The organism is Citrobacter sp. Cf125, assembly GCF_030333935.1.
GTDB classification, from domain to species: domain Bacteria; phylum Pseudomonadota; class Gammaproteobacteria; order Enterobacterales; family Enterobacteriaceae; genus Citrobacter; species Citrobacter freundii.
Genome location: NZ_JAOWEY010000025.1, coordinates 1,066,483 through 1,088,436, shown reverse-complemented (window position 1 = coordinate 1,088,436; position 21,954 = coordinate 1,066,483). Strand labels below are relative to the sequence as shown.

The 21,954-nt window shown below is 51.4% G+C and carries 21 protein-coding genes; 6 read left to right on the top strand and 15 right to left on the bottom strand.

The window, feature by feature from the left end; translation table 11 throughout:
- Positions 1–17 precede the first annotated feature (17 nt).
- The 3 genes from kduD to tcyP all read left to right on the top strand — a co-directional run bounded on the left by kduD (position 18) and on the right by tcyP (position 2,989).
- On the top strand, positions 18–779 hold the full coding sequence (gene kduD, locus OGV89_RS21930) for a 2-dehydro-3-deoxy-D-gluconate 5-dehydrogenase KduD (protein WP_096878657.1): 762 nt from the start codon (positions 18–20) through the stop codon (positions 777–779).
- A gap of 83 nt (positions 780–862) precedes the next feature.
- The gene (locus OGV89_RS21925; protein ID WP_086551139.1) at positions 863–1,462 is read left to right on the top strand and encodes a metal-dependent hydrolase; all 600 of its coding nucleotides are present in this window, start codon (positions 863–865) and stop codon (positions 1,460–1,462) included.
- Positions 1,463–1,597: 135 nt separating this feature from the next.
- Positions 1,598–2,989, top strand: a complete 1,392-nt coding sequence (gene tcyP, locus OGV89_RS21920) for a cystine/sulfocysteine:cation symporter (protein ID WP_003840905.1) — start codon at positions 1,598–1,600, stop codon at positions 2,987–2,989.
- Positions 2,990–3,052: 63 nt separating this feature from the next.
- Here tcyP and cedA read toward each other — a convergent pair whose 3' ends face one another.
- Positions 3,053–3,316 carry a cell division activator CedA gene (cedA, locus tag OGV89_RS21915; RefSeq protein ID WP_071524328.1) on the bottom strand — a complete coding sequence of 88 codons (264 nt, stop codon included), beginning with the start codon at positions 3,314–3,316 and terminating at the stop codon, positions 3,053–3,055.
- A 192-nt stretch (positions 3,317–3,508) separates the two neighbouring features.
- On the opposite strand from cedA, the gene katE reads away from it, so the two are divergent.
- Positions 3,509–5,767, top strand: a complete 2,259-nt coding sequence (gene katE, locus OGV89_RS21910) for a catalase HPII (RefSeq protein WP_003843454.1) — start codon at positions 3,509–3,511, stop codon at positions 5,765–5,767.
- A gap of 36 nt (positions 5,768–5,803) precedes the next feature.
- Here katE and chbG read toward each other — a convergent pair whose 3' ends face one another.
- The 7 genes from chbG to osmE all read right to left on the bottom strand — a co-directional run bounded on the left by chbG (position 5,804) and on the right by osmE (position 11,716).
- Entirely contained in the window at positions 5,804–6,562 is a 759-nt protein-coding gene (gene chbG / locus OGV89_RS21905; protein ID WP_003843453.1) for a chitin disaccharide deacetylase, read from the bottom strand.
- 12 nt (positions 6,563–6,574) lie between these two features.
- Complete coding sequence (locus OGV89_RS21900; RefSeq protein ID WP_003843452.1) at positions 6,575–7,930, bottom strand: 6-phospho-beta-glucosidase; 1,356 nt, start codon at positions 7,928–7,930, stop codon at positions 6,575–6,577.
- Between the two features lie 124 nt (positions 7,931–8,054).
- Entirely contained in the window at positions 8,055–8,897 is an 843-nt protein-coding gene (chbR, locus tag OGV89_RS21895) for a transcriptional regulator ChbR (RefSeq protein WP_085951594.1), read from the bottom strand.
- A gap of 10 nt (positions 8,898–8,907) precedes the next feature.
- Complete coding sequence (gene chbA / locus OGV89_RS21890; protein ID WP_003030618.1) at positions 8,908–9,255, bottom strand: PTS N,N'-diacetylchitobiose transporter subunit IIA; 348 nt, start codon at positions 9,253–9,255, stop codon at positions 8,908–8,910.
- A 54-nt stretch (positions 9,256–9,309) separates the two neighbouring features.
- Positions 9,310–10,668 carry a PTS N,N'-diacetylchitobiose transporter subunit IIC gene (chbC, locus tag OGV89_RS21885; protein WP_003030619.1) on the bottom strand — a complete coding sequence of 453 codons (1,359 nt, stop codon included), beginning with the start codon at positions 10,666–10,668 and terminating at the stop codon, positions 9,310–9,312.
- An 87-nt stretch (positions 10,669–10,755) separates the two neighbouring features.
- Positions 10,756–11,076 (bottom strand): PTS N,N'-diacetylchitobiose transporter subunit IIB, encoded by a 321-nt coding sequence (gene chbB / locus OGV89_RS21880; RefSeq protein WP_003840900.1) that lies wholly within the window; start codon positions 11,074–11,076, stop codon positions 10,756–10,758.
- A gap of 298 nt (positions 11,077–11,374) precedes the next feature.
- A complete protein-coding gene (gene osmE / locus OGV89_RS21875; protein ID WP_003030621.1) occupies positions 11,375–11,716 on the bottom strand; it encodes an osmotically-inducible lipoprotein OsmE in 342 nt (113 codons plus the stop codon).
- 200 nt (positions 11,717–11,916) lie between these two features.
- Between osmE and nadE the strand changes: the two genes are divergently transcribed.
- The gene (nadE, locus tag OGV89_RS21870) at positions 11,917–12,747 is read left to right on the top strand and encodes an NAD(+) synthase (RefSeq protein ID WP_003843451.1); all 831 of its coding nucleotides are present in this window, start codon (positions 11,917–11,919) and stop codon (positions 12,745–12,747) included.
- 131 nt (positions 12,748–12,878) lie between these two features.
- Complete coding sequence (gene cho, locus OGV89_RS21865) at positions 12,879–13,766, top strand: excinuclease Cho (protein ID WP_003030624.1); 888 nt, start codon at positions 12,879–12,881, stop codon at positions 13,764–13,766.
- Here the strand turns inward: cho and ves are convergent.
- The 7 genes from ves to astC all read right to left on the bottom strand — a co-directional run bounded on the left by ves (position 13,726) and on the right by astC (position 21,515).
- Entirely contained in the window at positions 13,726–14,301 is a 576-nt protein-coding gene (ves, locus tag OGV89_RS21860; RefSeq protein WP_003843449.1) for an environmental stress-induced protein Ves, read from the bottom strand. The two genes, cho and ves, sit on opposite strands and share 41 nt — an antisense overlap.
- Positions 14,302–14,654: 353 nt before the next feature.
- Complete coding sequence (spy, locus tag OGV89_RS21855) at positions 14,655–15,140, bottom strand: ATP-independent periplasmic protein-refolding chaperone Spy (RefSeq protein ID WP_003030629.1); 486 nt, start codon at positions 15,138–15,140, stop codon at positions 14,655–14,657.
- 350 nt (positions 15,141–15,490) lie between these two features.
- Positions 15,491–16,456 carry a succinylglutamate desuccinylase gene (gene astE / locus OGV89_RS21850; RefSeq protein ID WP_286559305.1) on the bottom strand — a complete coding sequence of 322 codons (966 nt, stop codon included), beginning with the start codon at positions 16,454–16,456 and terminating at the stop codon, positions 15,491–15,493.
- Positions 16,449–17,792: an N-succinylarginine dihydrolase gene (gene astB, locus OGV89_RS21845; RefSeq protein WP_003843447.1), complete on the bottom strand. Its 1,344-nt coding sequence runs from the start codon at positions 17,790–17,792 to the stop codon at positions 16,449–16,451. Before astB ends, astE begins: the two co-directional genes overlap by 8 nt.
- Positions 17,789–19,267 (bottom strand): succinylglutamate-semialdehyde dehydrogenase, encoded by a 1,479-nt coding sequence (astD, locus tag OGV89_RS21840; RefSeq protein ID WP_286559303.1) that lies wholly within the window; start codon positions 19,265–19,267, stop codon positions 17,789–17,791. Before astD ends, astB begins: the two co-directional genes overlap by 4 nt.
- Positions 19,264–20,298 carry an arginine N-succinyltransferase gene (astA, locus tag OGV89_RS21835; protein WP_032936105.1) on the bottom strand — a complete coding sequence of 345 codons (1,035 nt, stop codon included), beginning with the start codon at positions 20,296–20,298 and terminating at the stop codon, positions 19,264–19,266. Before astA ends, astD begins: the two co-directional genes overlap by 4 nt.
- Entirely contained in the window at positions 20,295–21,515 is a 1,221-nt protein-coding gene (gene astC, locus OGV89_RS21830; RefSeq protein WP_003840894.1) for a succinylornithine/acetylornithine transaminase, read from the bottom strand. The genes astA and astC overlap by 4 nt, the downstream gene beginning before the upstream one ends.
- Positions 21,516–21,954 lie beyond the last annotated feature (439 nt).

Genomic DNA, 21,954 nt, shown 5'->3' with positions numbered 1-21,954 from the left:
AAATAGTTGAGGTAAACATGATTCAGGAAGCTTTTCGTCTCGAAGGTAAAGTAGCCATCGTCACTGGATGTGACACCGGCCTTGGGCAGGGTATGGCAGTGGCGCTGGCTGAAGCGGGCTGCGATGTAGTCGGCGTGAATCGTAAAATACCACATGAAACCGCAGAGAAAATTAACGCCCTCGGTCGACGTTTTATGGCTATTCAGGCCGACCTCAGCCAACAAGATGCTCTCACCAGCATCGTGACACAATCGGTGTCGGCGTTTGGCCGGATTGATATTCTGGTCAACAATGCGGGAACCATACGCCGTCAGGATGCGCTGGACTTCAGTGAAAAGGATTGGGATGACGTGATGAATCTGAATCTCAAATCTGTTTTCTTTCTGTCACAGGCCGTGGCGCGCCAGTTTCAGGCTCAGGGCAATGGCGGAAAAATTATTAACATTGCCTCGATGCTCTCTTTTCAGGGCGGAATCCGCGTCCCTTCCTATACAGCATCAAAAAGCGGTGTACTGGGCATCACTCGCCTGCTCGCCAATGAATGCGCGGCCAAAGGAATTAATGTCAATGCTATCGCACCCGGCTATATGGCGACCAATAATACCCAGCAGCTGCGCGCAGACAGCGAGCGCAATCAGGAGATTATCGATCGTATTCCCGCAGGGCGCTGGGGCACGCCAAATGATCTGAAAGGCCCGGTCGTATTCCTCGCAAGTTCCGCCTCTGACTATATTCATGGCTATACGCTAGCCGTGGATGGCGGTTGGCTGGCGCGGTAATGGCGCACTTGTGACAAAGGGTTACAACGTCACCTCTTCCGCCTACTGTATAAAACCCCTATACTGTATGAATCGACAGTTTGTTGGGTTTTATCATGACGGCGGAAGGCCACCTTCTTTTTTCTATTGCCTGTGCGGTATTTGCCAAGAATGCCGAGCTAACGCCCGTTCTTGCGCAGGGTGACTGGTGGCATATTGTTCCTTCCGCCATTTTAACGTGCCTGCTGCCGGATATTGATCATCCCAAATCCCTGCTGGGGCAGCGTCTGAAGTGGATATCAAAACCCATTGCCCGGGCATTTGGTCATCGCGGGTTTACGCATAGCCTGCTTGCAGTCTTTGCCCTGCTGACCACGTTTTACCTGAAAGTCCCGGACACCTGGATAATACCGGCTGATGCCTTACAAGGTATGGTTCTCGGTTATCTCAGCCATATTCTGGCCGATATGCTGACCCCGGCGGGCGTTCCCCTGCTTTGGCCCTGCCGCTGGCGTTTTCGTCTGCCCATTCTCGTGCCGCAAAAAGGCAACCAACTGGAGCGGTTTCTGTGCATGGCACTATTCGCATGGGCAATCTGGATGCCGCAGACCGTACAAGAGAACAGCGCTGTACGCTGGTCTTCGCAGATGATTAATACGCTACAAATGCAGTTCAATCGTTTCATAACGCATCAGATTGACTAATAAATCAGCCAAAAAGTCATTTTCGGTATAAACAATTCCATTTGAATATAAGAGGCATGTCACAGTTCTGCTAATCTTGCGCCAACAGAATCACCTTTAAACGGTGATACGCATAATAAGATCAGGAGAACGGGGATGAACTTTCCTTTAATCGCGAACATTATCGTGTTCATAGTGCTGCTGTTCGTGCTGGCGCAAGCCCGGCACAAACAGTGGAGTCTGGCCAAAAAAGTACTGGTCGGTCTGGTCATGGGTGTCGTGTTCGGCCTTGCCCTGCACACCATTTATGGTTCCGACAGCCAGGTTCTTAAAGATTCCGTACAGTGGTTCAACATTGTCGGCAACGGTTATGTCCAGTTGCTGCAGATGATTGTTATGCCGCTGGTATTTGCATCTATTCTCAGCGCCGTTGCGCGTCTGCACAATGCCTCTCAGTTAGGTAAAATCAGCTTCCTGACCATCGGAACGCTACTGTTTACCACGCTGATTGCCGCACTGGTTGGGGTTCTGGTGACCAACCTGTTCGGCCTGACCGCCGAAGGTCTGGTGCAAGGTGGTGCCGAGACGGCCCGTCTGAACGCGATTGAAACCAACTATGTTGGCAAAGTGGCTGACCTCAGCGTTCCGCAACTGGTGCTGTCGTTTATTCCGAAAAACCCGTTTGCCGATCTGACTGGCGCCAACCCGACGTCGATTATCAGCGTAGTTATCTTCGCAGCATTCCTGGGTGTAGCCGCACTGAAACTGCTGAAAGATGATGCACCAAAAGGCGAGCGCGTTCTGGCGGCTATCGATACCCTACAAAGCTGGGTGATGAAGCTGGTTCGTCTGGTGATGCAGTTGACGCCGTACGGTGTTCTGGCGCTGATGACCAAAGTGGTTGCCGGTTCCAACCTTCAGGACATCATTAAGCTGGGTAGCTTCGTCGTGGCCTCTTATCTCGGTCTGGGCATTATGTTCGTGGTTCACGGGATCCTCTTGGGTATTAACGGCGTTAGCCCGCTGAAATACTTCCGTAAGGTATGGCCGGTGCTGACTTTCGCCTTCACCAGCCGTTCCAGCGCAGCCTCAATTCCGCTGAACGTTGAAGCGCAAACCCGTCGTCTGGGCGTGCCTGAATCCATCGCCTCTTTCGCCGCCTCTTTTGGCGCCACGATTGGCCAGAATGGTTGTGCGGGTCTGTACCCGGCAATGCTGGCAGTAATGGTCGCGCCGACCGTTGGAATCAACCCGCTGGACCCAATGTGGATTGCCACGCTGGTTGGTATCGTGACCGTAAGTTCCGCAGGGGTTGCGGGTGTCGGTGGCGGTGCAACGTTTGCCGCGCTGATCGTTCTGCCTGCTATGGGTCTGCCGGTCACGCTGGTTGCGCTGTTGATCTCCGTTGAACCGCTGATCGACATGGGTCGTACTGCGTTGAACGTAAGCGGTTCCATGACTGCCGGTACGCTGACCAGTCAATGGCTGAAGCAGACCGATAAAACAATTCTGGACAGCGACGATAACGCCGAACTGGCGCATCGCTAAGTCTGTCAGCTAAAAAACAAAAAACCGCCGGAGTATCATGATCCGGCGGTTTTTTTATATCCATTAATCGCTCAGTTCATTTTCCTGACGAACCTGATTAGCCCAGCGCTGCGCTGATTCCGGGACCGTAAATGCAGGCGAACGTTGAAACGACTCCCCCATTAAGACAAAAGCGACATATTTTCCGCGCAGTATCCATACGTCACGAAACGCATCCATTTTAATCGCATGCTCTGGTGGAGCGGGCTCCACGCGAGGAACATAGCTGATAACCGGACGATTTTGTTGGCGAAGAGGTTTCATAATCAGTTGCTTCACTAAAGACAAATTCTAAAAATCAGAAAACTGCTATCTTAGCCGATTTTGCCTCCTGACGTCCTGCCTTGCGTGCGCTGTTTGCCTGGTTCATCGCGCTTTACGTCATCGACCTGTACCTGCGCCGCTGAATGAGTGGTCTATAGTTAAAGTTTTTGACAGCAACAACGACCCTTTCAGCGATGAAAACAGGAGACGAGTTTAATGTCACAGAACGATAAGCACCCACTCCATCACTCAGCGCCGGTTCATGATGCCAGCGAATCCCAGCCAGGACTTGACTCACTGGCGCCAGCAGACGGTTCACATCAGCCAGCACCTGAACCCACACCACCAGGCATGCAACCCACCACATCCGGCAGCTTAAAAGCGCCTGACGTCACAAGTGACAAACTCAACGCGCTGGACAGTTTTCGCAAAGGAAGCGAGGATTTTGCCCTGACCACCAATCAGGGCGTGCGCATTGCGGACGATCAAAACTCTCTGCGCGCCGGAAACCGTGGGCCAACTCTGCTGGAAGACTTCATCCTGCGGGAAAAAATCACCCATTTTGATCATGAACGCATCCCGGAGAGGATCGTACATGCCCGAGGTTCTGCCGCTCACGGTTACTTTCAGCCCTATGCCAGTCTCAGCGCGACGACGAAAGCGGACTTTCTGAGTGATGAAAATAAAATCACCCCGGTTTTTGTCCGATTCTCTACGGTTCAGGGCGGCGCAGGCTCTGCGGATACGGTCAGAGATATACGGGGATTTGCGACCAAGTTTTACACTGAAGAGGGCATTTTCGACCTGGTGGGAAACAATACTCCCATCTTCTTTATTCAGGATGCCCATAAATTCCCAGATTTCGTCCATGCAGTTAAACCGGAGCCGCATTGGGCCATCCCGCAGGGCCAAAGCGCCCATGACACCTTCTGGGATTATGTCTCATTACAGCCTGAAACGTTGCACAACGTCATATGGGCAATGTCCGATCGGGGTATTCCGCGCAGCTATCGCACGATGGAAGGCTTTGGTATTCACACATTTCGGTTGATTAATGCGCAAGGGAAAGCCACCTTTGTCCGTTTCCACTGGAAACCGCTGGCAGGCAAAGCTTCGCTGGTATGGGATGAAGCGCAAAAACTTACCGGTCGGGATCCCGACTTTCATCGCCGCGATCTGTGGGAGGCGATTGAAGCGGGCGATTATCCGGAATATGAACTGGGGCTACAGCTCATTCCTGAAGAGGACGAATTCAAGTTCGATTTTGACCTGCTCGATCCAACGAAATTGATACCTGAAGAACTGGTTCCGGTACAACTCGTCGGTAAAATGGTGCTAAACCGCAATCCGGACAATTTTTTCGCCGAAAATGAGCAAGTAGCTTTTCATCCCGGACACATCGTCCCGGGCATCGATTTTACTAACGATCCCTTGTTGCAGGGCCGCTTGTTCTCCTATACCGATACCCAGATCAGTCGTCTGGGCGGGCCCAACTTCCATGAAATCCCAATTAATCGCCCAACCTGTCCGTATCATAATTTCCAGCGTGACGGCATGCATCGCATGGACATCGATACTAACCCGGCCAACTATGAACCGAATTCCATCAATGATAACTGGCCGCGTGAAACACCTCCGGGGCCAAAACGCGGTGGATTTGAGTCGTACCAGGAACGGATTGAAGGAAACAAAATCCGCGAACGCAGCCCCTCTTTCGGCGAATACTATGCGCAGCCTCGTCTGTTCTGGCTAAGTCAGACGCCAATTGAACAGCAGCATATTATAGGCGGATTCAGTTTCGAACTTAGCAAAGTTACGCGCCCCTATATCAGAGAAAGAGTGGTCGAACAGTTAGCTCATATTGATACTGCCCTCGCCACGGCGGTTGCCGGGAATCTCGGTTTTGAACTCACTGAGGAACAAACCAAAATTATACCGCCGGCCAACGTCAACGGTTTGAAAAATGCGCCGTCACTCAGTTTATATGCAGGTGCGCAAGGTGAGATTAAGGGCCGTGTGGTCGCCATTTTACTTAATGACCAGGTGAAATCGGCCGATCTGCTCGCCATCATGCAAGCCCTACAGGCCGAAGGTGTTCATGCCAAACTGCTCTATTCCCGAATGGGGAATGTGGTTGCCGACGATGGCTCCGTTCTGACAATCGCCGGTACCTTTGCGGGTTCGCCATCCCTGACGGTCGATGCAGTCATTGTTCCATGTGGGAATATTGCGGATATCGCAATGAACGGAGATGCCCGATATTACTTACTCGAAGCGTATAAACACTTAAAACCTATCGCCCTGGCTGGCGATGCTCGTCGGTTTAAAGCAACGTTGAATATCAAAAAGGAAGGAGAAGAAGGCGTGGTGGAAGCGGACAGTGCAGACACACAGTTCATGGATACCCTGCTGACGCTGATGACCGCGCACCGCGTCTGGTCACGCGCCGGAAAAATAGACACGATTCCGGCCTAAAAAAATGCGGCGCATCAAGCGCCGCAAACTCAGGAATTACACGTTTAGAAAACTGCCAAGACGATAACCGCGCTCCGCAATAGCATATTTCAGTGACGAAGACGTCAGCACGTCGAGCTCAGTTAAGCGGGGGTAACAGTAGGCACTTTGACGAATAATGTCATCGATAAAAGCCGGATGACACATCACTTCCAGCGAGGATTCTCCGCGATCGGCTGACGCATCAAGCATCTGCAAAAACAGAGCTTCAGAAATCGCCTCACCGTAAAACTCGCTGCTGAATCCCTGGGAAGTCCGTAAGGTTTCCAGTAAGTCAGACGCCTGGAATACCGCCTGACGATCGATACGCAACGCAATCCCCTTCTGGGCAGCAAACCCTGCTACGATAGGGAAAATTTGCGGGAACATATGCACATGGTGATGGCTATCCAGATGCGTCGGCTCCCGCCCGAACAGGTCAATAAAACGCTGATACTGTGCGGCCAGTTCCTGAGAAATTTCATCCAGCGGCAGAGTGTCTTCCTCCGCCATCTGCCAGATCCATTTCCCCAGTACACCGTCACGAGTAAGGCCTGGCATTGCCGTCAACGGCCTGCCCAGCGTCAGAACAAAGTGCATTCCGACGGCAAGTTCAGGTATGTCGCGACTCAGCTGTACCGCATGGTCAATTGCCGCACCGTTAACCAGCGCCGTGGTCGAGGTGACAACACCATTGCGACAAGCTTCAACAATGCCGTAGTTTTGTCCTTTACTCAGGCCAAAATCATCCGCATTTACAATCAGTACGCGTTCCATAGCCGACCTCGGTTAGTGTTGTTCGCTTTTGAGTTTCTCAATGCACCCGGCGAAGTTTGGCAGCCATTTTTCATGCGCCAGAATCAGCTCACGCGCCAGAATTTCGGCATCGCTGTCAGAATGCACCAGCGGGCTCAGGTTCAGCGCCAGCAGCACATCATTCAACTCACCGCTCAACGCTGCGTTGCTCGCCGCCACTTCAAAACCTTTAATGGTATAGATAAGGCCGAGCACTTTCTCATCAAAATGGGTAATTCGCGGATGCGGCGTAGCACCGTTACGCCCCAGCGTACAGGTCATCTCAACCGCCCAGTCCGCAGGAATATTATCAACATGCCCATGATGTGGAATGTTGACATAGTGCTCAGTCTGTTTGTCGTTGTAGATGGCATTGATCACTTCACAGGCCGCATCGGAGTAATAGGCCCCGCCGCGCTGCTCCAGCTCTTTCGGTTTAACGTTTAGCTCAGGATTTTTGTAGAGCTCAAACAGTTGTTTTTCAACTTTTTGTACTACCTGAGCACGTGCGCCACCCTTATAGTACTCGCCCATTTCGATCGCCAGCATCTCTTTTGGCTTGAAGTAGTACAGCAGATACGAGCACGGCAGCAGCTTCAGCGAACGAATCAATCCTTCGCTGAACGGCAGGTCGAAGATGTTCTTCACGCCAGAGGCTTTCAACTGACCCGAAGCAACGCCGTCAAGCAGTTCATCAAAGCGTGACACACCGTTGACCAGAACATCCTTAATGAAGACCATATGGTTCAGGCCAAACAGGTCGATAGATAAGTCATCGCTCTCTTTCAGCGCCAGCACGTCGCTGATGAACATTTTCATGCCGATCGGAATATTACATACGCCGATGAATTTCTTGAAATTCGTATGGCGATAAACCGCCTCAGTCACCATCCCGGCTGGGTTAGTGAAGTTGATCACCCACGCATTCGGGCACAGTTCTTCCACATCTTTAACAATATCAAAGATAACCGGAATGGTACGCAGGCCTTTGAACAACCCGCCAGCGCCGTTGGTTTCCTGCCCCAGATACCCGTGGCTCAGCGGAATGCGTTCATCCTTTTCACGGGCTTGCAGCTGCCCTACACGCAGCTGGGTGGTAACGAAATCAGCATCTTTCAGTGCTTCACGGCGATCCAGCGTTTTAAACAACTTCATCGGCACGCCGGCTTTATCGATCATGCGCTGGCATAGGTCAAAAATAATGTCCAGTTTCTCTTTTCCACCGTCGACATCAACCAGCCACAACTCAGAAACCGGTAATTCATGATAGCGCTTAATAAAGCCTTCAAGTAATTCAGGGGTGTAGCTGCTCCCGCCACCGATAGTGACGACTTTTAATTTCTGGCTCATACTTTCTCCCTTCAGTGTCAAAACACTGACGTGTATTATGCTCAACCCGTATGTCAGGTATAGCGTGGCTGTCCCGACGCTATTTTGGGCAAGCTATAAAAAATGGGTTATTGGCAAATAATATCTACTGATTAAATTCAGTTAATTTCTTACGGTAGCTATTCGGTGTAAACGACGTCAGCTTTTTAAACGTTTTAATAAACAGGCTTGGACTACTGTAGCCAGACTCGTAAGCAATATCCGTTACAGAATAGTTCGTCATTTCCAGCTGTTTTTTAGCAAAGTTAATGCGGATTTCATTAATAATCTGCATCGGCGTTTTGCTGTAATAACGCTGGGTTGCGCGGGTCAGGTACTCCTGGGATTTCGCGGACAGTTGTACCATATTTTCCAGCGCATTCTCGCTAAACTGCCGTTTGTCATGCATGGTCTCAACGGTGGTTTTAAGCCACTGCGGAATATCATCCAACACCTGCTCTTCGCGATGATGACGTAACCGATTAATAATATAGAAGGTGACCACTTCTACAAATTCATCCAGTCCGCTCTCGCGAAAGTTAAGTGATGCAATAACCGTTTCAATATAGGTAAGAAACGAGTTATTCGCCCGATAGACCTGCGATGCAACGAAACAAAATGGCAGTAGCGGGTGATAGTGCTGTTCAAAAAAACGTTTACTGATGCCGACGTTAAGGATCCTTGTCGCACCAAAATCATAAAAACTTTGGTGGTGCGATCCCAACGGGATAAAGACAAAGTCTCCACGTTCGAGTAGTACGCGTTTACCGTTGATTTCCTGATAATAGCGCCCGGTTAAAACCAGGGTAAATTCATAGTAGTCATGCTGATGCAGCCCGCTGATGCTCTCAGTTTTGTTATAGATGAACACATGGAAATTTTTGCCATTAAACAGCTGCTGTTCATAAACGGTTTTGATTTCCGGTGCGTTAATCTGTAGCTGCATTATGCACTCCTCGCTATTTCAGCTTTTCGTGAAGTTCAATCAGTTCAGTCACCAGCTCACGCGCCAGCATTGATGTCATCAGGTGGTCCTGCGCGTGGACCAGCACCAGGCTAACTTTCATTTTACCTTCACCCTGATCGCCTTCAATCAGTTTCGTTTGCACGAGGTGCGCTTCGTTCAGCGCCAGACGAGACTGGTCCATCATCGCCTTGGCCGACTCGAAATCGCCTTGCTTGGCCATTTTAAGTGCGCCGTACGCCAGGCTACGCGCCTGACCGGAGTTGATGATGAGGCCCATCACCACTTCTTCAAGTTCTTCTGCTTCGGACTGCGTGTCGACGATGTTCTCGATATCCAACATACTTTTTTCCTCTGGTTCAGTCCGGCATGACCGTGAAGCCATGCCGGATTAAATTTAGAATTTCAATGCGTTAGCGATATCTTCTTCGCTTTCTTCTTGGTCAATAACATTCTGCGCTTTGTTGGCTACCACCACGAATGGCAGGTAAACCAGCGTTGCGATACCGAGGTTGAACAGCGCGACCAGCAGAGCAGCGACACTACCGTTGGTGTTAAAGAACGCGCCCAAACCGGTTGGCATGGTCCACGGTGCAATGTTGGTAATCGGTGGAATAATGCCTGAGTAATAAGCTGCCAGCGTAATCGCCGCCAGAATCGGCTGAACCAGGATGAACGGGATAAACATCACCGGGTTCATGATGATCGGCAGACCGAACAGGATGGGTTCGTTAATCTGGAACAGACCTGATGGCAGTGCCAGTTTAGCAACCTGACGATAGTCAGGACGACGCGATGCCAGGAAGATAGCGATAATCAGACCCAGCGTTGCCCCGCTACCTCCAAGGAAAATATAGGAGTCGAGCATCGGTTTCGCCCAGACGTGGAACGTCTTACCGGCTTCCAGCGCGGCATCTACGGAACCAAACTGTTGGTAGATAGAGATGTTTTCCAGCGCCCATGGCGTCATGATACCGCTGTCCAGCGCAGTCAGCGCCAGTGAACCGTGAATACCAAAGAACCACAGCAGCGGAACAAAAATCACGTAAGCCCAGCCCACCACGCTGCCCAACGACGCCAGCGGAGTTGAAATGGAATCCATAATGATCTGGTGGAAGTTCGTACCCCAGGTGTTCAATGCCCAGGCGATGATCCCCATAATGGAGAGGATAAGGAAGCCAGGAATCAGCGCAGAGAAAGAGCGCGATACAGATGTCGGTACGCTATCAGGTAATTTAATGACCCAATTGCGACGAACCACAAAGGTGAACATTTCCGCGACCGCGAGGCCGATAATGATACCGGAAATAATATTGGCACCGCCGAGCCAGTTCGCACCAACGGCATAGGCTTCACCCACGCTATAAGGCGTTACGGTCATAAACGCGGCGACAGATAACAGCCCGGCAGCCAGTGAGTCGACTTTACGTTCTTCTGCCAGCGCCATGCCGATAAAGAACGGTGCCATCAATGACATGATACCCAGCGTACCGTTATAGACGTTTCCACCAATGCCTTTCAAGCTATTCAGCGTTTCAATAGTTGAAGCATCAAGTCGAATGCCCATTGAATAAAAAAACGACCCCTCCCCAAAGCTCAGGAAAACGTTATTGATTAATACAAACATGGCCCCTGCGAGGGTTAACGGCATTAAACGAATAAAACCGTTCTTGATTGCATTAACGTGTGGCTGCTTTCCAATTTTTACAGCAAAAGGAAGGAGTACCTTTTCAAGTGAAGCAATAGCGTTACTCATAGAAAAATACCCTTAAATACCGCAATTAAAAATTGCGGTGAATGTTAATGAAATAACTCTTTGACGGGAAAAATTAAAATAAAATAATTAATTTGCTGCGGCTTTTTTAATTGCTGCAACAGCAGCCTTAAGCACGCCTAAACCATCGACTTTGCCATACAGCAGCGAGTCAATCACTTCCACAGGCTTGTTGGGTAACAAACGCTGAATTTCGGGCAACATATAAGCAATTTGTGGACCTAATAACACGACATCGGCCGTTGGACCTTTTTCTCCGGCCAGCGTTTCAGGAAACGCTTCAATAATAACCGGCACTTCGTATTTTTCGGCCTGAGCACGCATCTTCGAAACCAACAATGAAGTCGACATGCCCGCAGAACAAAACAGATAAATGTGTTTCTTTTCCATTAAAACGATCCTCATATGCGATTATCTGTCAACCAGACACTCCGCAAGCCATAACCTGCATCCATGCTCTGGGTAACTTGCGTCAGCTAAATTACTTTTTTAGGTGGCTGAAATGAGTATACGGGATTGCACCAGTGGATGGTATTTCCTTGACCAACTAAATTGTCTCTCCTTGACCTGTCGTTATGACCCCCCTCACATTTCGGGCAAATAATTCGCGGCAATAAATAAGATCGTTCGGCACAAAAAAACCGGCACGATGGCCGGTTCGTCTGAATGCTCAGGCAATAAGCAGTTGTTACTTCTTCGCCGCCTGCGGGTCGGTGTCGTACTCTGCGCAGGTCTGGTAACCGGAGTTAATCACATGTCCGGTGTCATCTAAAGCAACAAAATAGGTTTCAGCTTTACCATCTCGTTGACCCAGGATGTAGGTCTGGCATGTCCCTCGCGCATGAATCATGCTGACTTCAGAAGAAGGTTTACCGGCAATCTGCGCCACCTGCGCCCGGCTCATCCCTTTCTTCACATCTTTCACCACGGGCTGAACAAATTGGTCTTTGGTACGATCGTAAGCCGTACACCCTGCCAGCATAGTCAAAACAGCCGCTGCACTCAGAATTCCTGTTAGGTTCTTGTTCATATTCCGTCCTCTTGTATTTCAGCGTGTTATATAAGCCTGGAGCACAACAACGCATTTTTCAAGCAATCAGATGATACTTAGGCAGTTTCGGAAAATTCTATTAAAACAAAATGATGCTCGCATCCCTTGTCGTTTGGGCCTCAACGCGATAATTTTAACACATCATTTTTTTGATCATTTTATTTTCCATAGGGGGTTAAATGACTCTGCAGCAAGAGATAATCCAGGCGCTTGGCGCAAAACCGCACATCAATGCAGAAGAAGAAATTCGCCGCAGCGTGGATTTCCTTAAATCTTATCTGCAGACCTACCCCTTTCTGAAATCACTGGTATTAGGGATTAGCGGCGGGCAGGACTCAACGCTCGCGGGAAAACTATGCCAGATGGCTATTTCCGAGCTTCGCGAAGAAACGGGGAATGACGCGCTGCAGTTTATTGCCGTACGTCTGCCATATGGCGTTCAGGCTGATGAACAGGACTGTCAGGATGCCATCGCCTTTATCCAACCGGACCGCGTACTCACCGTCAATATTAAGGGTGCGGTACTGGCCAGTGAACAGGCCCTGCGTGAAGCGGGTATTGAACTGAGCGATTTTGTCCGTGGCAATGAAAAAGCCCGTGAACGTATGAAGGCTCAGTACAGTATCGCAGGTATGACCAGCGGCGTTGTCGTGGGAACCGATCATGCAGCAGAAGCTATCACCGGATTTTTCACCAAATACGGCGATGGCGGTACTGACATTAACCCTATTTTCCGTTTGAACAAGCGTCAGGGTAAGCAGTTGCTTGCCGCGCTGGGTTGCCCGGAACATTTATATAAGAAAGCACCAACCGCCGACCTCGAAGACGAGCGTCCTTCTCTGCCGGATGAAGCCGCATTAGGCGTCACCTATGACAACATCGACGATTATCTGGAAGGAAAAACGCTGGCTGCCGACGTCGCGAAAAAAATTGAAGGCTGGTATCTGAAGACCGAGCACAAACGTCGCACACCGATTACGGTGTTTGATGACTTCTGGAAAAAAGCGTAATTCTTTTAGTCACATATTGCCGGATAGCACTGAGATCACCGCTGTCCGGTCCCTTTTCCTGATCTGATGCCGCTTTTTTAATCGGTTCCAAACTGTTACACTGGATGGATAACCAGCATCCGGAGTGAGAAGTGGTACGGCGTCAATCAGCCCCGCGCCTGACATTTGAGGCAGCGGCAATCTATGAATATCCTGAGCACCTGCGTCCATTTTTGAGTGCGCTTCCCGCCGTGCCAGGCGTCTATCTGTTTCACAGTGAAAGCGACACTATGCCGCTCTATATTGGTAAAAGCGTCAATATTCGCAGCCGCGTGATGGCACATCTGCGTACCGCAAACGAAGCAGCAATGCTGCGTCAGGCCAAACGCATTAGCTGGATTTGTACCGCGGGAGAAATTGGTGCCCTGCTGCTGGAAGCGCGATTGATCAAAGAACAACAGCCGTTGTTTAATAAACGACTGCGGCGCAATCGTCAGCTTTGCGCCTTGCAGCTTACCGACCGAACTGTTCAGGTTGTCTACGCACGAGATATTGATTTCTCCCATGCCCCCAATCTGTTTGGCCTGTTTGCCAATCGTCGCGCAGCGCTACAAGCGTTGCAAAGCCTCGCGGATGAACAGCAGCTGTGCTACGGCCTGTTGGGGCTGGAACCCCTGAGTCGCGGGCGCGCCTGTTTTCGCTCCGCGCTTAAGCGATGCGCCGGAGCGTGCTGCGGGAAAGAGAGTCATGAAGCCCATCATTTGCGTCTGTTAGAGGCGCTGGAAAGAGTGAGAGTGATTTGCTGGCCATGGAGCAATGCCATTGCGCTGCAGGAAACCCGCGCTGAAATGACACAGTACCATATCATCAACAACTGGCTGTGGCTGGGAGCCGTTTCAACGCTGGATGAAGCGGCTACCCTGGCGCGTATGCCGGCCGGCTTTGACCATGATGGCTACAAAATTCTCTGCCGGCCTGTTCTGTCTGGTCAATATGACATTATTGAACTGCGTCCGGAGAATGGCCCGGCATCCAGTTAATCTCGCTGAACAGCAGTTTTCCCTCGCGCTCCAGCAGTCGTAAGGTGTGTTTACCGTCGTGCCAGCTTGCACCCTGATCGACGGTCAGTAGCTTATCGCCCAGTTGCCAGGCACCGCTGATAACAAATACCACGCCGCCGCGCGAACCAAAAGTCGTAAACGTACGGTCGGCAACTCTGACTTTCGCCTGGCAGACATCCCGTCGGGTCATGATATTGAAATCCATCGACATCTGCCCTTCTGTCAGCTTCGCTTTTACCACCTTGTCACCGGCAAAGGTAAAAGGCTGATGCTGTTTCAGAGTATGTGTGAAGGTGTTTGACTCTTCCAGGGTCACTTCTCCACCTTCCAGCAGGGTAATCACGCGTTCTACGCCGGGAAAGAGAGAAAACTCTCCGTTGGCTGCAATGGAGGCGATACTCGCCCGCCAGTGAAAATCTCGTGTTGCTGGCGGAAAACAGCAAATCTCACGGGTTTCTCCCGCACCATTTCGCCACAGATTGACCGGCATTTTGCGGATATCAAAGTATTCCATCATCCCTCCAGAAAGACGCAGCACGGCAACCCGCCGTAAACAGGCAGCCATAAATCATGATTGGTATGTTCACCCTGCAGATTATTGTTATCGGCAGCAGAGTTGATTTGCCTTAGCGATGAACCCGGTGTTTTGCAAAAAAGAATAACGCGCTGATCCAGGTAGAATTTTCACGGGCTTCAGGAGAATAGCGTTTCGTGTGTCCGGTGCAATAGGCAGGAAAGAAAAAACCGCCGATCCTGCCCACATCGTTAAACGTGTTGTGGACAAGAGCGGCGGTCTTGAGTTTGGTTTCACGCTGTGCGGCAATCAGTGCAACACAGCATGAATGATTTAGTGTAGACGCTGATCGATTACTCGGCAGCTTGTGGCATTTTACCTTTCTGCGCTGCACGTTCTGTCAGACGCTTCTCAAAATTGGCATTAAACTGCTTTTTCTGTTCCGGGGTCAGAATGTTGTAAATCTTGTTCTGAGTTTCCATATGCGCCAGCATGTTGGCTTTGCGCTGTTCTTCCATCTTCGCAATCTGCGCTTCGGCTTTCGCTTTATCGAAACTATCGCTGGCAATAATGTCGTGCATCGCGCGACGCTCTTCCAGCGGCGGACGTTTCATCTGGTCGCGTTGACCTTTCATGATCTCGCGAATCTGCTGTTTCTGAGCATCGGTCAGGTTCAGGTCTTTGAACATCATGTCGTGATGCGGGGCGAATTTACCGTTGTGGTGCATCATCGGTTTGGCATCAGCTGGCGCAGCTGTTGTCGTGTCAGCGGCGTGAGCCAGGTTGGCAGCACCCAGGGCCAGAGTAGAGGCAACAAACAGAGCAGTCAGTTTACGCATAATTTCTATCCTTTCTTTCAGTTATTTTTACGACACTCATGCGACTCTTATGCAATGTGATGTCGTGTTGACGAGATTAACTTTACCGGCTTAAGCGTCAATTAATCAGAGCAACGGTAAAACAATGAAAGTATAAAAAACAAATTTTCATCAATTATGAAGAAAAAAAGAATAAATTGCGCAGAGTTGCAATAAAAAATTACAACAGGATGATTTTGAAAGGATTATGAAGAACTATACCTGAAACCTGATTATTAAGAAAGCAATTCACCAGGAATAATCCGTAATAAATAAAAACAGCACGCAAAAATAAGCCCTGAAGGATAAACCTGCAAGGCATATATTATTTATCACATTTTTTGGAGCATCAGCCCGGCACGTAAACCACAGGCCACGTTGGGATTCGGAAAGAGAACGTATTCAACATCATGGGTGACAATAAAACGTTCATCACCGTCCTGCGCCAGCAAGGTTCCCTCTTTAAAAGGGGTAAAGTTGAGCGTCTGGTTATCCATATGAAGAATGAAATCGTCGCTACGTCGCGTGATTTGCGACACTACGCGGTAGCGCAGCGGAGATGTTTCTCCCGTCGATACTCGCTCGCCTCGCAGCAACTGCGCCAGTGCGTCTGCCGTTTGCGCAAACTGGGACAGATCGTTTTGTCCAAACGGCAGCGCTTTGCCGAGTTCCAGCGTACAGGCCAGTGCGCCAAAATGTTCCCCGCTAAAATGGGTGAACGTGCCGCCAGGCGTCTGATGAAAAACCAGCGCCTCCAGTCCCGCATCTCCCAGCCATTCAAGAAAACCCTCATCCCAGGCAACGTTGCGTTGTGGCAACACGCCAAAGCGCAGATGCAGTGAACCGCGAATCGCGGTGTGCAGATCCAGATGCCAGCGTGCTGGCTCTTTCGCCCGCGAATAAAAATCTTCCAGACACAGCTCAAGCTCATGGGCTCGGCGCGTTTCTTCACTCGCGGTAAAAATCTGCCACCGGCCGCCAAACATACGATTCAGGTCGCTATGACAATACCGTTTTCCCGCAGCAAGCGCCTGCGGGTTTCCCAGAATCACCAGTAGCCGCCATGTTAGTGCCAGCTCGCCGCTAAATAACCGGGACAACAATGAGTCGAGTATCTCTACCGGCGCGGTTTCATTGCCATGGATCCCCGCAGACAGCACCAGAGAATGTTCAACGGGTGCAAGCGGCTTCAGTTCCAGAATTCCGTGACCGATCCACTGCCAGTCAAAACCATGAATGGTTCCTTGCGTTTCCTCCGGAGTGGCACCTGCGAGCGTGATAGCCAGAAAGTTATCCATGGCGCATCCCCTCCAACTGGAAAGGATACACAGAGCCGAGGTTAAGCAATTGCGTCAGCGTATCCAGCGCTTCACGCCCCTCGCGCAACAGCTGTGGGTCGGCAAGGTCGGCAGCGGTAAGACGATCGCGATAGTAACGGTCAACCCAGTTATTCAACGTGTTAAACAGCATATCGTTCATGATAACCGCCGGATTCACCGCCTGCTGTTCCTGCAAGGTGAGCACCACTCTCAGGCGCAAGCATGCCGGACCGCCGCCGTTGGACATACTTTCACGCAGATCGAATACCCGCAGGTCATCGATCGGATTGTCTTCCTCGAGAAGACGGTTCAGATACCGCCACACGCCAGTATGCTCCCGGCACTCCTGCGGCAGGACCAGCATCATCGAACCGTCGTCACGACTCAGCAACTGACTGTTAAACAGATAGGTAGTCACCGCATCCTGCACCGAAACCTCCGCAGTCGGGACTTCCAGCGGGGTAAAACCTGCCACCTGACTACGCAACTGCTCTAATAACGCCTGCTGTCTGACAAACGCCTGCTGATGACAAAACAACACCTGGCGATTCGACACCGCAATCACATCGTTATGAAACACACCAAGATCGATGACATCCGGATTTTGCTGAGCAAAAATACACTGATGCGGGTTAACCTGATTCAGTCGTGCGACCGCCTCACTGGCCTCACGGGATTGCCTTGCCGGATAGCGCTTCGGCTGGGATGCATTGCCTTCTTCACGACCGTAAACAAATAGCTGTACACCGGGATCGCCGTAATCTCCACCGAGGCGGTTATGGTTTGCCGCCCCTTCATCACCGAAAAGCGCAACCTGGGGTAACGCACCGTGGACAGCAAAACTATTCTCATCACGGAAAATCGCCCGTAGCAACGCTTCGGTAGTAGGCGCTTCCAGCGAACGGTGGAACTTATTATTCAGATTCGCCACCGTCAGATGCACTTTCCCGTCCAGCGAATCTGCTGAAGGGCAAACCGTTGCCGCATTCGCTACCCACATAGGCGATGCGGAGCTGGCACTGGAGAGCCAGTGAGGTGCCTGACGCGCCACTTTCTCCAGCACCTGTTCGTCACTGCCGCTAAAACCCAACTGACGCAGAACCGGAATAAAAGGCCGCTCGTGGGGGGGGATCACCGCCTGAGGAAAACCCGCATCCGCCAACGCTTTCATCTTTAGCAGACCTTGCTTCGCCGCCAGACGCGGGTTCGACACCTGAAATCGATGTTTGGTTGAGGCCTCATTACCAAATGACAATCCTGCATAGTGGTGAGTCAATCCCACAAGGCCATCAAAATTTACCTCACGGGCTTTCATAGATTATCCTCGCGAGAAAAATCCAGCCCGGGGCTAAGCGCCGTTGGCAGCGTTAAGACCGGTGATTCCAGACTGGCCATCGGCCAGGCGCAATAATCTGCGGCATACCACGCGCTGGCGCGATGGTTCCCGGAAGCGCCAACGCCGCCAAACGGTGCGGTACTCGCAGCGCCGGTTAACGGCTTATTCCAGTTGACGATCCCTGCTCGTGCCTCCAGCAGTAGCTGTTCAAACTGGCCGCGATCGGGCGAAACTAACCCACACGACAGTCCAAAGCGGGTGTTATTCGCCACACGAATCGCCTCATCAAAACTGTCATAACGCCATACGCCAAGCAGCGGCCCAAAAACCTCTTCATCAGGTACGTTCGCCGCCCCGGTCAGTTCAATGATTCCAGGGGTCAGCAGTGACGTTCCCGCTTTCACCAGACGTGGCGCCAACAGCGTACGTCCCCCCAACGACGCCAGACGCTGCCAGGCATCATAGACATGCTGCGCGGCCTGTTCGGAAATCAGTCCGCCCATAAACGGCTGCGGTTCCGCATCCCAGTTGCCGGGCATTAAACGCTGACTAATCTCCACCAGACGCGTCAGGAACGCATCACCCTGCACGCCTTTTTTTACCAGCAGGCGGCGGGCACAGGTACAGCGTTGTCCGGCGGTGACAAATGCGGACTGAATGGTCAGATGTACCGCGGCATCAATATCCTCCGGATTCTCAATAATCAGCGGGTTATTACCCCCCATCTCGAGGGCGAGGATTTTTTCCGGTTGACCGGATAACTGCCGATGCAACTGATAACCGGTACTAGCACTGCCGGTAAACAGCAGACCATCGAGGTCTTCCAGCGCACTCAGAGCCTGCCCTGTTTCACGTCCGCCCTGCACCAGGTTCAGCACGCCCGGCGGCAATCCCGCCTGTTCCCACAGCTTTGTTACTGCTTCACCGGTCCACGGCGTCAACTCGCTGGGTTTGAAAATCAACGTATTGCCTGCCAGTAATGCCGGAACAATATGGCCATTGGGTAAATGACCAGGGAAGTTATACGGACCAAAAACCGCCAGCACGCCGTGTGGGCGGTGGCGCAACGTTGCCGCGCCATCCGGTAGTTCGCTGTGCTGCTCTCCGGTACGGGCATGGTAAGATTTGACGGAGATGGCGATTTTATTGATCATCGCCGTCAGTTCAGTCGCGGCTTCCCAGCGTGGTTTGCCGGTTTCCCTGGCGATAATCTGGGTTAGCTCGGACTTATTGCTTTCCAGCAATGAAGCAAACTTTTCAACAATCGCCTGGCGTTCACTGAAGGGCTGTTTAGCCCAACCGGCAAAAGCTGCACGCGCAGCCTGGCACGCTTGCGTCACCTGCGTGGCATCGGCATCATTGCCGTGCCACAGCACATCACCACCTACTGGGTTGGTTTTCACCCGGCGCTCGCCCAGTCCCGTCACCCAGTCACCGTTTATCCATAGTGTCATGCTGTTTTCTCCTCTGCACAAAGACGCACAAAACGTACATGGTCGCCCGCGTGGCATTTCAGGGCATCCAGTTGTGCCGCCGTCAGTACCAGACGTTGGGTATCCGGGTCTGCGCGAACCAGCATGACACGGAAGTTTTGATAGTTTTCATTGGCAACCAGACAGGCCGGATAATCGCCGATTGCTGGCTGACCTTCCGCCACTTCCACCAGCCTGCTTTTACGAATCGCCCGCACCCGGTCAATATCGCATTCCAGCGTCGGCCCGCCGTCGAAAATATCGACATAGTTGCGATAGCGAAAGCCCTCTTTCTCCAGCACCGCCCGCGCGGGCGCCGTTTGCGGATGTACCTGACCAATCACGCTTTGTGCTTCATCAGACAGGAAATCGGTGTAAATAGGATGCTTGGGCATTAATTCAGCAATAAACGCTTTTTGCCCTGTTCCGCAGAGAAAATCCGCCCGGCTGAACTCCATTGAAAAAAAGCGTTTGCCGAGGCTTTGCCAAAACGGCGAGTAACCGTGTTCATCGATCACGCCGCGCATCTCAGCCACGACCTTCTCATTAAACTTGTCACGAAACGCGGCCATAAACATAAAGCGCGATTTTGACAACAAATAGCCGTTGCCTTCTTTTCGCCAGTCCGGATCGAGAAACAGCGTACAAAGCTCGCTGCTACCCGTGTGATCGTTACTCAGAAACAGCGTCGGCAGCGCGTTATACACGTTCAGCTCTTTCGAGGCGTGGACCAGTGTGCCGACCCGATAGTTGTACCAGGGATCGTTAAGTCCTACCGCCACCTCAATGGCGCAAATCCCGGCCACGGTTCCGCTGGCGCTGTCTTCCAGCACAAATACATATCCCTGCTCACTTTTGGGCAACTCACCGCGCCAGGTTTGTAGCGAACGTTCGATACGCGCCATCAGCGTCGCTTCATTCGCCGGTAGCGAGGTCAATCCGCCGCCGGTCTTACCGGCAAGCTGCATCAACGCGGTGATATCAGCACGTTCAATGGGACGAATCACCATCATGATGAACCTCCTGCTTTAATGCGTTCGCAGGCCAGCGCAAAGCGATCCAGTCCGGTGGCGACTTCTTCTTCGCTGACATTGAGCGCTGGCGCAAAACGCACCACGTTAGCGCCAGCAATCAGTACCATCACCCCGGCAACAGCCGCTTCTTGCGAGATGAGTTTCGCTTTCCCGGCAAATTCCGCGTTCAGCACGCAGCCGATCAGCAGCCCGAGTCCACGAATTTCACTAAACAATCCAAAACGTTCGTTAATGGCGTTAATACGCTCCACAAACCAGTCGTGGCGCTGTTTTACTCCGTTGAGCACTTCCGGCGTGTTAACAATTTCCAGCAGTTTACCCGCCACCGCCGTCGCCAGCGGGTTGCCGCCGTACGTTGTACCGTGCGTACCCACCGTCATCACACTGGCGCAATGCTCTGTCGCCAGCAGTGCGCCGATGGGGAAACCACCGCCCAGCGCTTTAGCTGTCGTCAGCAGGTCCGGCGTAACGCCGTAATGCATATAGGCATACAGCTCGCCAGTACGGCCAACCCCGGTCTGAACCTCATCAAAAATCAGCAGCGCATTATGGCGATCGCATAATTCACGCAACCCCTGCAAAAACGCGTTTGTTGCCGGCACCACGCCGCCTTCGCCCTGGACAGGCTCGACGATGACCGCACAGGTCGTGTCATCAATCAGTTGGCTGGCAGAATCGAGATCGTTATACACGGCATGGCGGATATCCGGCGGCAGCGGCGCGAAATCCTGTGAATAGGCGGGCTGACCACCGGCGCTGACGGTAAACAGCGTGCGGCCATGGAAGGCATTTTTAAACGCCACAATCCCGCTCTTCTGGCTACCAAAACGATCGTGGGCATATTTACGCGCCAGTTTTAGTGCCGCTTCGTTGGCTTCTGCGCCGGAGTTACAGAAGAAAATGCGCTCGGCGAAGGTGGCGTCAATCAGCTTTTTCGCCAGACGCAATACCGGCTCGTTGGTGTAGCCATTTCCGGTATGCCAGAATTTGCTCGCCTGGTCGTTTAATGCCTCGCGCAATGCCGGATGGGCGTGACCCAGCGCGTTAACCGCAATGCCTCCCGCGAAATCGATATACTCTTTACCCTGCTGATCCCACAGACGTGAACCTTCACCCCGCACCGGAATAAAAGGGGCCGGAGCGTATACAGGCATCATCCATTCATCAAAATTTTCACGTGTAATTGACAGAGACATAGCGACCTCAACGGTAAATAAAAGGTTATTTATATGTTAATAAATATAGTGTTTGCGGTGTAAATGTAGATTGCAGGGTTCGTGCCAGCCAGCGAAAAAAGTGCATAAACGGAGGTCGAGGACGAAATATCAACAGGTTACAACGTGACGATATTCACTATACGTGCATATAAAGTGAATATGTTTGCGCATCAGGCGACTAAACAGAGGAAAAAACGCAGTTTTATTCAGTCGCCAAATATAATTCTGGAATTGTGATCGTATACGAAATTTTTCGGAAATTATTGCTCTATTCCGGCGCGCTTCGCGCCAAAACGGTGCAGTTTTTGCTCCATCGTTAACACCATTAGCAAACATTGTTGGAATCAGGTGACAAGAAGCAGTCAGTCTGCAGAAATTCTGCTACCATCCTTGCACTATTCATCTTGCAAAGTGGCAG

What these genes read in the sequence shown, in the direction of transcription:
- kduD (WP_096878657.1), top strand. Translation starts at nt 18, where the DNA reads ATGATTCAGGAAGCTTTTCGTCTCGAAGGTAAAGTAGCCATCGTCACT.
- tcyP (WP_003840905.1), top strand. Translation starts at nt 1,598, where the DNA reads ATGAACTTTCCTTTAATCGCGAACATTATCGTGTTCATAGTGCTGCTG.
- katE (WP_003843454.1), top strand. Translation starts at nt 3,509, where the DNA reads ATGTCACAGAACGATAAGCACCCACTCCATCACTCAGCGCCGGTTCAT.
- chbG (WP_003843453.1), bottom strand. Translation starts at nt 6,562, where the DNA reads ATGGAACGCGTACTGATTGTAAATGCGGATGATTTTGGCCTGAGTAAA.
- OGV89_RS21900 (WP_003843452.1), bottom strand. Translation starts at nt 7,930, where the DNA reads ATGAGCCAGAAATTAAAAGTCGTCACTATCGGTGGCGGGAGCAGCTAC.
- chbA (WP_003030618.1), bottom strand. Translation starts at nt 9,255, where the DNA reads ATGTTGGATATCGAGAACATCGTCGACACGCAGTCCGAAGCAGAAGAA.
- chbC (WP_003030619.1), bottom strand. Translation starts at nt 10,668, where the DNA reads ATGAGTAACGCTATTGCTTCACTTGAAAAGGTACTCCTTCCTTTTGCT.
- chbB (WP_003840900.1), bottom strand. Translation starts at nt 11,076, where the DNA reads ATGGAAAAGAAACACATTTATCTGTTTTGTTCTGCGGGCATGTCGACT.
- osmE (WP_003030621.1), bottom strand. Translation starts at nt 11,716, where the DNA reads ATGAACAAGAACCTAACAGGAATTCTGAGTGCAGCGGCTGTTTTGACT.
- nadE (WP_003843451.1), top strand. Translation starts at nt 11,917, where the DNA reads ATGACTCTGCAGCAAGAGATAATCCAGGCGCTTGGCGCAAAACCGCAC.
- ves (WP_003843449.1), bottom strand. Translation starts at nt 14,301, where the DNA reads ATGGAATACTTTGATATCCGCAAAATGCCGGTCAATCTGTGGCGAAAT.
- spy (WP_003030629.1), bottom strand. Translation starts at nt 15,140, where the DNA reads ATGCGTAAACTGACTGCTCTGTTTGTTGCCTCTACTCTGGCCCTGGGT.
- astE (WP_286559305.1), bottom strand. Translation starts at nt 16,456, where the DNA reads ATGGATAACTTTCTGGCTATCACGCTCGCAGGTGCCACTCCGGAGGAA.
- astB (WP_003843447.1), bottom strand. Translation starts at nt 17,792, where the DNA reads ATGAAAGCCCGTGAGGTAAATTTTGATGGCCTTGTGGGATTGACTCAC.
- astD (WP_286559303.1), bottom strand. Translation starts at nt 19,267, where the DNA reads ATGACACTATGGATAAACGGTGACTGGGTGACGGGACTGGGCGAGCGC.
- astA (WP_032936105.1), bottom strand. Translation starts at nt 20,298, where the DNA reads ATGATGGTGATTCGTCCCATTGAACGTGCTGATATCACCGCGTTGATG.
- astC (WP_003840894.1), bottom strand. Translation starts at nt 21,515, where the DNA reads ATGTCTCTGTCAATTACACGTGAAAATTTTGATGAATGGATGATGCCT.